The sequence below is a fragment of the Paraburkholderia sp. BR10954 genome (assembly GCF_040965775.1).
Taxonomy (GTDB): Bacteria; Pseudomonadota; Gammaproteobacteria; order Burkholderiales; family Burkholderiaceae; genus Paraburkholderia; species Paraburkholderia youngii.
On the sequence record NZ_JBFRCK010000006.1, the window covers coordinates 349792 to 360043 of the forward strand.

Annotated in this window: 9 protein-coding genes; 2 read left to right on the forward strand and 7 right to left on the reverse strand. The window is 65.4% G+C overall.

The genetic code is table 11. The features are described from left to right. Nucleotides 1-21 precede the first annotated feature (21 nt). Both AB4Y34_RS12635 and AB4Y34_RS12640 read right to left on the reverse strand, forming a co-directional pair. Nucleotides 22-3150 (reverse strand): efflux RND transporter permease subunit, encoded by a 3129-nt coding sequence (locus tag AB4Y34_RS12635; protein WP_368716194.1) that lies wholly within the window; start codon nt 3148-3150, stop codon nt 22-24. Beyond that, nucleotides 3147-4295 (reverse strand): efflux RND transporter periplasmic adaptor subunit, encoded by a 1149-nt coding sequence (locus AB4Y34_RS12640; protein ID WP_368716195.1) that lies wholly within the window; start codon nt 4293-4295, stop codon nt 3147-3149. Before AB4Y34_RS12640 ends, AB4Y34_RS12635 begins: the two co-directional genes overlap by 4 nt. Before the next feature lie 217 nt (nt 4296-4512). Here AB4Y34_RS12640 and AB4Y34_RS12645 point away from each other — a divergent pair, with 217 nt between their 5' ends. Then, complete coding sequence (locus AB4Y34_RS12645; RefSeq protein ID WP_368716196.1) at nt 4513-5130, forward strand: TetR/AcrR family transcriptional regulator; 618 nt, start codon at nt 4513-4515, stop codon at nt 5128-5130. A gap of 77 nt (nt 5131-5207) precedes the next feature. On the opposite strand, the gene AB4Y34_RS12650 is transcribed toward AB4Y34_RS12645, so the two are convergent. Beyond that, entirely contained in the window at nt 5208-5420 is a 213-nt protein-coding gene (locus tag AB4Y34_RS12650) for a hypothetical protein (protein WP_368716197.1), read from the reverse strand. Between the two features lie 266 nt (nt 5421-5686). Between AB4Y34_RS12650 and AB4Y34_RS12655 the strand changes: the two genes are divergently transcribed. Beyond that, entirely contained in the window at nt 5687-6754 is a 1068-nt protein-coding gene (locus tag AB4Y34_RS12655) for a LysR family transcriptional regulator (RefSeq protein WP_176379262.1), read from the forward strand. Nucleotides 6755-6785: 31 nt separating this feature from the next. Here the strand turns inward: AB4Y34_RS12655 and AB4Y34_RS12660 are convergent, their stop codons facing one another. The 4 genes from AB4Y34_RS12660 to AB4Y34_RS12675 all read right to left on the reverse strand — a co-directional run. Continuing rightward, nucleotides 6786-7016: a DUF2795 domain-containing protein gene (locus AB4Y34_RS12660; RefSeq protein WP_176379263.1), complete on the reverse strand. Its 231-nt coding sequence runs from the start codon at nt 7014-7016 to the stop codon at nt 6786-6788. 192 nt (nt 7017-7208) lie between these two features. Then, a complete protein-coding gene (locus AB4Y34_RS12665; RefSeq protein WP_176379264.1) occupies nt 7209-7463 on the reverse strand; it encodes a hypothetical protein in 255 nt (84 codons plus the stop codon). Nucleotides 7464-7678: 215 nt separating this feature from the next. Next, nucleotides 7679-9016 (reverse strand): C45 family peptidase, encoded by a 1338-nt coding sequence (locus tag AB4Y34_RS12670; protein ID WP_176379265.1) that lies wholly within the window; start codon nt 9014-9016, stop codon nt 7679-7681. Between the two features lie 153 nt (nt 9017-9169). Next, nucleotides 9170-10252, reverse strand: a 1083-nt coding sequence (locus AB4Y34_RS12675) for a ClcB-like voltage-gated chloride channel protein (protein WP_368716198.1), incomplete at its 5' end; no start/stop codon positions are given.

Consider the following 10252-nt stretch of genomic DNA (forward strand, 5'->3'; position numbering starts at 1 on the left):
CGTGCTCATGCTCAGTTGCCCTCAGTTACCCGTATGCGTGGCGCCGGAACCGGACGGCGTCTGCGCCTCGCGCTCGTCGGTACGCACGCGGAACGACGCGGCGTACAACGCGGGCAGATAGAACAGCGTCAGGATCGTCGCGCTCGTGATGCCGCCCATCAGCGCGGTCGCCATCGGCCCGAAGAAGTTCGAGCGCAAGAGCGGGATCAGCGCGAGCACGGCGGCGGCGGCGGTCAGCGTGATCGGCCGGAACCGCCGCACGGTCGCGCCGACGATCGCATCGAAACGCTTGTGCCCCGACGCGATGTCCTGCTCGATCTGATCGACGAGAATCACCGAGTTGCGCATGATGATGCCGAACATCGCGATCACGCCGAGCATCGCGACGAAGCCGAACGGCTGGCCGAACAGCAGCAACGTCAGCACGACGCCGATCAGGCCGAGCGGCGCGGTCAGCACGACCATCAGCACGCGCGCGAAGCTTTGCAGCTGGATCATCAGCAGCGTCAGCACCGCGATCACCATGATCGGAATCTGCGCGTTGATCGAGGTTTGACCCTTGGCGCTTTCCTCGACGGAGCCGCCGATCTCGATCCGGTAGCCGACCGGCAGCGTCGCGCGGATCGGCGCGAGCGCGCGGTCCACCGCGTGGGTCACGTCGATGCCTTGCGCGCCGGCCGACACGTCGGACTGCACGGTGATGGTCGGCTGGCGGTCGCGTTCCCAGATCACGCCGTATTCGAGGTCGTTGCGCAGATGTCCGAGGGTGCCGAGCGGCACCGGGCCGTTCGGCGTCGGCATCGCAAGCGCGGTCAGCTGCGACGGGTCGACGCGTTCGGCGCGCGGCGCGCGCAGATCGACGCTGATCAGCTTGTCGCGTTCGCGGTACTGCGTGACCGTGTAGCCGGACATCGTCAGCGCGAGGAAGCTGGAGATGTCTTCGGATGTCACGCCGAGCTCGCGCGCGCGTTTCTGGTCGATCTCGAAGCGCACCGAGCGCTCGGCGGGTTCGTCCCAGTCGAACTGCACGTTGCGCGTGCCGCGATTGGCGCGCATTGTCGCGGCGACGCGTTCGGCGATCGAGCGCACAGTCGCGATGTCGTCGCCGCTCACGCGGAACTGCACCGGATAGCCGACCGGCGGGCCGTTCTCGAGGCGCGACAGGCGCGTGCGGATCGCCGGGAAGTTGTTGCGCAACTCCGGTTCGAGCCACTGCGCGAGCTTCTCGCGATCCTTGACCGACTTCGCGGTGATCACGAATTGCGCGAAATTCGGCTGCTGCAATTGCTGATCGAGCGGCAGATAGAAGCGCGGCGCGCCGGTGCCGACGAAGCTGACCGAGTGATCGATTTCCGGCCGCCCCTTGAGCGCCTGTTCGAGTCGCTGTGCCTGGCGCAGCGTGGCATCGAACGACGCGCCTTCGGGCAGCCGCACATCGACCAGCAACTCCGGCCGGTCCGAGCTCGGGAAGAACTGCTGCGGCACCAGCGAGAAGCCGGCCATCGCGAGCACGAACAGCAGCACGGTGATCGCGAGCACCACGAAGCGCCGTTCGATGCACCAGCCGATCCAGCCGCGCAAACGCGTGTAGAAGCGCGTGTCGTAGATGTCGTGTTCGTGATCGTCGGGCTCGTGCGCGTGGCGCTTGCGCTCGGGCAGCATGTGATAGCCGAGCAGCGGAATCAGCACGACCGCCGCGAGCCACGACGCGATCAGCGCGATCGCCGACACCTCGAAGATCGAACGCGTGTACTCGCCGGTGCTCGATTTCGCGAGCGCGATCGGCAGGAAGCCGGACACGGTCACGAGCGTGCCGGTCAGCATCGGAAACGCGGTGCTGGTGTACGCGAAGGCCGCGGCGCGCGTGCGGTTCCAGCCTTGCTCGAGCTTCACCGACATCATTTCGACCGCGATGATCGCATCGTCGACGAGCAGGCCGAGCGCGAGCACAAGGGTGCCGAGCGATACCTTGTGCAGGCCGATATCGAACAGGTACATGCACAGCGCGGTGACCGCGAGCACCACCGGAATCGAGATCACGACGACCATGCCGGTGCGCACGCCAAGTGACACCAGACTCACGATCAGCACGATCGCGACCGCTTCGGCGACCGCTTCGAGGAAGTCGTTCACAGAGCGCGCGACCGCGTGCGGCATGCTCGATACTTCGACCAGATTCAATCCGACGGGCAGCGCGGCGCGCAGTTGGGTCATCTGCTGATCGAGCGCGCGGCCGAGGCGGATCACGTCGCCGCCCGGCTGCATCGTCACGCCGATGCCCAGCACGGGTTTGCCGCCGAAGCGCATCTGCGTGACGATCGGGTCGTCGTAGCCGCGCCTGATCGTCGCGATGTCGCCGAGACGGAACGTGCGGTTGTTGATGCGGATCAGCGTGTCGGCAAGCGCGTTGACGTCGTTGAACTGGCCGCTCGGGCGCACGAACACGCGGTCGTCGGTGGTGGTGAGCGTGCCCGCGGGCGCGATCGCGTTCTGCGCGTTGATCGCCTGGCCGAGCTGTTGCGGCGAGATGCCGAGACGCGTCAACTGCGTGTTCGCGATCTCGATGTAGATGTGCTGATCGGGGTCGCCGAAATAATCGACCTTGCCGACGCCCGGCACGCGCAGCAGCACCGAGCGCAACTGGTCCGCGTAATCATGCAGTTGCGCGGCGGAAAAGCCGTCGCCTTCGAGCGTGTAGATGTTGGTGTAGACGTCGCCGAATTCATCGTTGAAGAACGGGCCCTGGATGCCCGGCGGCAAGATCGCCGAGATGTCGCCGACTTTCTTGCGCACCTGGTACCACGTCTCGGGCACCTGGCTCACCGGCGCGGAGTCTTTCATCGTGAAGAAGATCAGCGATTCGCCGGGGCGCGAGTAGCTGCGCACGAAATCGATGTACGGCGTCTCCTGCAGCTTGCGGCCGATGCGATCGGTCAGCTGCTCCTGCACCTGGCGCGCGGTGGCGCCGGGCCAGAACGTGCGGATCACCATCACGCGGAACGTGAAGGGCGGGTCTTCCGATTGCGCGAGCCGCGTGTAGGCGAGGATGCCGAACGCGGTGGCGAGCGCGATCAGGAACACGACCAGCGCCTGATGACGCAGCGCCCACGCGGAAAGATTGAAGCGGCCTTCTTCTTGCGCCGTGCTCATGAAGCGAAGTCCTCGGGATGCAGCGGCGCGATCGCGCGGACTTTCTCGCCGGCGCTCACGGTGTGCACCCCTTGCAGCACGACGCTTTCGCCGTCTTTCAGGCCCTCGCTGACGACAAACGTGCGCTCGTAGTAGCGCGTGACGGTCACGCGACGCAGCTCGAGGGTGTTGTCCGCGGCGCGCACGACCCACACGGCCGGTTCACGCCCCTCGTGAAACAGCGCGGTGACCGGCAGCGTGAACACGCCGTGCTGCGCGGCCGCCGCGGTGAGCGGCACGGCCGGCGTGACGTCGGCGGTCATGCCGAGGCGCACGTCGGCGCCGGCATCGACGAGCGTCAGACGCGCACGCCATGTGCGGCTTTGCGGATCGGCGGCCGGCGACAACTCACGCACGCGCGCGCTGAGCTTGCGGCCCGGCAGCGCGGCGAGCGTGACGCTCGCATTCTGGCCAACCGCGAATGCGGCGAGCGCGCTTTCGGGCACGTCGCACAGGACGTCGACGTCGCCGCTCCACGCGAGGTTGTAGACGGCCTGGCCCGCCGACACGTTTTGTCCCGTGTCCGCCTGTTCAGCCGTGATGACGCCCGCATGACCGGCGGTGAGCGTCGTGTACTGCAGTTGGTTCTTCGCGAGCGCCGCCTGCTGCTGCGCCTGATCGCGCTGCGCGAGCGCGGAAGCGTAGGCGTTGCTGGTCTGTTCCAGCTGCGCCGGCGCGATCAGGTTTTCTTTGGCCTGCGCCCTGTCGCGTTCGAGCTGTTGCTGCGCATAGACGAGGTTGTGCTGCGCGGCTTCGACCTGCGCCTGCGTGCTCGCGGCGTTTTTCTGCGCATCGGCCGGGTCGAGCAACGCGACGACTTCGCCGCTTTTTACCGTATCGCCGAGCCGCACCCGCCGCTCGATGATCTTGCCGGCGACGCGAAACGACAGGGGCGTCGAATAGCGCGCCTGCACTTCGCCGGGCAGCGACGCCGCCTGCAGCGCGTGACCGTCCGCATGCACGGCGAGCGCGACCACCGGGCGCGGCGCGGGTGCCGCGGCTTCCTTCTTCGAACAGGCCGAAAGCGCGAGCACGCCTGCCAGCGCAAGTGCGCAGGTCTGCATGGCAAAACCGCGGTGATGGGATGGGGGGGACTGCTGGCGCATCGCTGACGATGCAGGAAAACCGGGACGCTTCACAATTACCCCAATTGGAGACAGCGAACGAACACGGCAAGCCGCGCGGCCCGCCAGCGAAGACCTGCACGCCGTTCATGCTAATGGCATACAGATATGGCTTTGGATGACGAAATGCATTCTAATACACTCATGTATCTGAATGTATAGATGGATTTGAATTCTTTTGGATGCTAGGCTTGCGGCCATGAAACGTCAAAGACTGACACGAGAGCAGAGCAAAGACCAGACGCGCGGGCGGCTGCTCGATGCTGCGCAGGCAACTTTCATGAAGAAGGGCTTCGTCGCGGCGAGTGTCGAGGACATCGCGGCGGCGGCCGGCTATACGCGCGGCGCGTTCTATTCGAACTTCCGCAGCAAGACCGAGTTGTTTCTGGAGCTGTTGCGGCGTGATCACGAAGCGATGCAGGCGGGACTGCATGCGATCTTCGAAAACGCGGCGTCGCGCGAGGAGATGGAGGCGCGCGTGCTGCGCTACTACAGCTCGCTGCATCGCGAGAACAAGTGTTTTCTGCTATGGGTCGAGGCGAAGCTGCTGGCAGTGCGCGACGGCCGTTTCCGGCTGCGCTTCAACGCGTTCATGCACGAGAAGATCGAACAGTTGAGCGCCTATGTGCGCGAGTTCTCGCAGCGCGTGGGCACGCCGATGTCGATGCCGCCCGAGCAGCTCGCGATCGGACTGATGGGGCTATGCGACGGCGTGCAGTTCTTCTACACGGTCGATCCGCAGAATGTGCCGACCGAAATGGCCGAAATGGTGCTGGCGGGGTTTTTCTCGCGCGTGGTATTCGGGCGCGATGCGTGACAGTGGGCGTTGAGCCCGGATGCAAGAACACGCGACCCCGGCGGATCGCGCATCAGATATGGCTGGAACCGCAAAAATCAGTCGACCGGCAGTTGCGCGCAGGCTTCGGCGGCAGGCGCCGTGCAAGCGAACGCGTATTGGCCGCTGGCGTCGAGGATCTTTGCCCCTGCGTGCAGGGCGACCTGGATATCCGGGCAGCGCTCATAAGCGATATATGCCGAGCTAGCGGCGGCCGACCAGCAAACCAGCGAAAACGCGATTTTTTCGAGCAGATGAAAACGATGTGGCATGGCGATGTGGCGGTAATTTCTTTCGGCCGCTATTTTACCAATAGACTAGGGTTTATACCTAGTTAAAACCCACAATAGACGCCGCAAGAGTGGCGGGATCGACACGCCGCCTCGAATCTGACCGGAATGTCATGTCTGGGTCAGGGTTGGGACATGTCCGATAGCTAGAATCGGTTGGGTTGGGCAGGCCCGCGCGCATGCCGCGCGGGTCCACACAGGCGGCAACCATTGCGCCGGCCCGGCTTTACCGAGGCAGGAGTCGTCCCATGAATCAACTGCAGTCGATGCGCGTGTTCGTCAAGGTGGCGGATCTCGGCAGTTTCGTTGGCGCGGCGGGCGCGCTGGATCTATCCACCGCGGTCGTCACGCGGCACGTCGCGGATCTCGAAGCGCGGCTCGGCACCCGATTGCTGAACCGCACGACCCGCCGTCTGTCGCTGACCGAATCCGGCGCGACCTATCTGGAGCGCGTACGTCACATCCTCGCCGATCTCGAAGGCGTCGAGCAGATGGTGGTGGCGCGCAATCACGAACCGGTCGGCACACTGCGCATCGTCGCGCCGGTCGTGTTCGGGCTGCATAGTCTCGCGCCGGTCGTGCAGTCGTACGCGGCGCGCTATCCGGACGTCGTGCCCGACGTCACGCTCGCCGACCGCCACGTCGATCTCGTCGAAGAGGGCTTCGACGTCGGTATTCTGGTTGCGCGGCAGATGCGCAGCGCAAGCATCGTCACGCGGCGGCTCACGACCGGCTATATGACAGTGTGCGCGACGCCCGAGTATCTGGCGCAACACGGCACGCCGAAACGCCCCGAGGATCTGCTCGGGCATTCGTGCCTGAGCCGGCCGGCCGAGCAGGGCGGCGGCGAGGAGCGCGTGTTCAGCGGGCCGGACGGCGAAGTGAGGGTGCGGCCGACCAACGCGATCGCGGCGAACAACGCCGAGATGCTGCGGCAGTTCGCGCTGCTGGGCATGGGCGTGGCGATTCTGCCGAGCTACCTGATCGGGCGGGATCTGGCGGCGGGGCGGCTCGTGCGTCTGCTCGACCAGTACAGCCTGCCGCCCATCGAAATCACGATTGCGTATCCGAGCCGGCTGCATCTGCCGGCGAAGGTACGGACGTTCATCGATCATCTGGTCGAGCATTTCCAGCCGGAAAGCGCACAGGCGCGGGATTCGCGCAGTGCGGCGCTGGTGCGGGCGGTAGCGCAGGTGAGCGGGTCCGACGATCAGGTCGCGCGCGAGATGGCCGAAGACGCGCTCGAACGCACCCGCACGACACGCCGTGTGACAAGGGTGCCGCGCACGCGGATCGCGGCGTCGTCGCAGTTCTGAAGGGTGAGGTGACGCGTGTCTGAATCCGGCTTCAGATGCCTAAGCCCGGACCATAATTGCCGCCGATCAGGCGCGTGACCGACTCGATGTCGACATAATCCTGCTCCGGCATGCTATCGAGCATCGCCAGCACCTCGTTGCTCGCGCCGGCTTCGCGCGCCGCGTCGACGAGCGCATCTTTGTTGGTCGGAAATTCGACTTCGCTGAGAAGATCGGCGATCTGCAGATCGATCGATTCGCCGGGGATGTCCGAGGCCGTCATGCGCATGCTCCTGTCGAGCTCGAGTTAGTCACGTTGTTATTGCCGCCGCGAAAAGACAGCGCCTCGCCGCGATGAGTTTCTCGCAGTGTGTCGCAAACCCGCGCGCATCGCCACCCCATCTTCATGACAGCCGGCGCAAGCCGGGCCAGCGCGCCGTCGGGGCCGCGCCATCGCCCGCCGTTGCGGCCGCCATCACGTGGTCAGATGCTCGTGCTGTCCGGTCAGGCTGCGTTCCAGATGTCGGGACTTTGGCAGCGCAATATGCTCCCAGTGCTGCGGACGGTCCGAGTCGGCGCTCGCCACGTCCGGGGCAGGAGGCGCGACCGGCGCGGCGTCCACGCGTTGCGCAAGCCTAATGGAATCCGTGCTGTCCGGCGCGGTATGAACCGGCGCGGCGAAACACGAGGCTGACAGCGTCACCATGATTAACAGTGTCGAGGTTTTCATCGCCCGACCTCCTAAAGCTCATGCGGCGCTGACAATCGAGCAAACCATGTGCCGTCCCGCGTCGAAAGGACGGTGCAAGCCAAGGACGGCGTGGCGCTGCGCGACCCGGGCTCTTTACATCTTAGATGGCAAATACTGCAAAGCGCGCACATTTGCGACAAAACCGTTTTGTGGATTCCATCATCGCACGAACCGCCGCGCGCGTCCGCCATGCGTTAGCGCAGCACGTCGAAGCGCGTCCACGGCCATGACGGACGGTCGCGCATATAGCCGTTCAGCCAGTTCCACTGCGGATGCCGCTTCATGAACGCCTGCGCGTCGAACGGCCGGCCGCATGGATGCCCCCAGCGCGCGGTGAACGCCATCTCGCGCGCCATTTCGCTATCGATCACCTTGCCGTCGTTCGCGCCCCACGGATTGAACGGGCCGTGATCGGTCCCGCCGAAGCGCGCGTCGTCGAGCTCCAGATGTCCGCAGATCGTGCGCGAGCACGGGTTGTCGTTGCGATCGAGATAGACGTCGTGATGATCGGCGATCATCTGCTTCGCGAGTTCGACGTCGATGCTGCCTCGATGCATTTCCTCGAGCTGCATGAAACGCAGACGCCGCGCGCCGTTCTTGCGCACGTCGGTATAGTCCTCGCCTTCGCCGATGCATTCCTGGTTGCGGATCTTCAGATCCGTCGCGGTGTTGTAGCCGCTGTAGAAACCGTCCCTGGTGGTCTCGAAGCCCGAATAGTGCAGCCCGAGTTCGTAACGCGCGATCTCGCCGGTCTTCGTGTCGCCGAGCAGCCAGCTGTTCGCGTAGCCGCCGTTGTTCGCGAGCGAGAACATCTCGCACCATTCCTTGATGCTGTTCGCGTATTGCGACGCGCGCCGCGAGCGATAGAACTCGGGCGCGCCGGCCGGGTTGTAGCCCGCGAAGTTCGAGATCGTCGTTTCGGTGATCATCAGGCCGGCCGCCGTGACCCAGAAATCGGTCAGGCTCGAGATGCAGCCCGGCAGGCCCTGCATCAGGATGCGGTTGCCGCGGTCGGGCACGATGTCGAACACGACGTTGAACGCGTCGCCGGCCGCATAGCGGTCCCACGAGTTGTGCGCCATCACGATGCGGCCGTCGCGCGTCGCGCTGCCGGTCGCGATGAACGCGCTGCAGTGGTGACCGCGCCGGCCGCGCCACAGTTTCGCGCCCAGATGCGGCTGTGCCTGCGCCGCATGTGTCGGCCACCAGCTTTGCAGCAGATCCATGTAGCCGTTCCACGCGAGCACTTCGGCGAACGGCAGCTTCGCGCCATCGGCGATGCCATGAATTTCGTCGGCGAATTCGGTGTCGAGCTTGCTCGCGAACTGACTCGTTGCGGCGTTGACGAAGGTGTCGAACTCCTCGCCGGTGTCCCACCTGGCGAGATATCGCGCGGTGCGGATCGCGTTTCTGATTTCGTCGGCGAGCAACTGGCCGTGCTGCTCACCGCGATCGTACGGCTCGCCTTCGATATGCACGAAAATCCAGCCGGCCTGATCGCGGCGTACGGCCTCGGGGGACGGTTCGCTCATCTTCGGCTCCGACGATACCGCGTATAGGGTGGGCGCTATCGCCGCGCCCATGCTGGGCTCACGCGTGCCGGCCGCATGAAGGGCCGGCGGTCTGTTCATTGTAGAGAATCCGCGGCGCTTTGCATCGCGCGCCGCGAAGCTTGCGCGAAGGCCCTAGCGCGACGGATTCATGCGGAAGTACGCGTCGAGCAGCGAGGTCTTGTAGACGACCCCGGCAAGCAACGGACGCGCGGTGCTTTCGATTACCGGCAGCCGCTCGCCCTGAAACGCCATGAAGTGCTGCAACGCGACGGCGAGCGACATGTCCGGCGTCAGCACGTCGAAGTGCGGCTGCAGATAATCGGCGGCGGTTTTCATCGACGTGTCGGTCCGGTCGAGCAGATCGGACGTGATGTCCTTCAGCGCAACCACGCCGAGAAATGCGCCCGAGTCGTTGGCGACGTACAGGTACTTGACCGGATATTCGAGAAAAACGCGCGTCATGTCGTGCACGGTCGCGTTCGGCGGCACGACCGTTTGCGCGGGGCGGATCAGCTCGCGCATCTGCGTCGCGAGCAGTCGCGTTCGTTCCTGCTCCTCGCGATTGCGGCGCAGCGTGATCTCGTACATCGAGGTCTTGCCGATCGCGCGCGCGATGAAGTACGCGACCACGCACGACACCATCAGCGGCAGCACGACCTGATAGCTCAAGGTCATCTCGAAGATCATCAGGATCGCCATCAGCGGCGCCTGGGTCGCGCCCGCGAGGAACGCGCCCATGCCGACCATCGCATACGCATAAGCGGCCGACGTCGCGTGCGGCCACAACGCGTGCATGCCCTGGCCGAACAGTGAGCCGACCGCCGCGCCGACGAACAGCGTCGGCGTGAACACGCCGCCGACCGCGCCGGAGCCGGCCGTCGCCGCGGTCGCCGCGAGCTTGCAGACGAGCACGAGCAGGAGCGCGGACCACGTCCACGGCGAATGCAGGATCGAGTTCACGACGCTGTAGCCGTTGCCCCACACCTCGGGCTCCGCGACCGAGATGATGCCAACCACGAAACCGCCGATGCCGAGCCGCACCGGCAGCGCCACCGGCAGCTTGCGAAAGGCCTGCTTCGAGGCATCGAGCAGCCGCAGGAACTGCGGCGCGGCCGCGCCGCACAGCGCGCCGAGCGCGACGAACAGCAGCACCTCGGGACCGGTCACGGTCGGAAACTCCGGCATCTCGTAGGGCGGCTTGTAGCCGGCGAATTC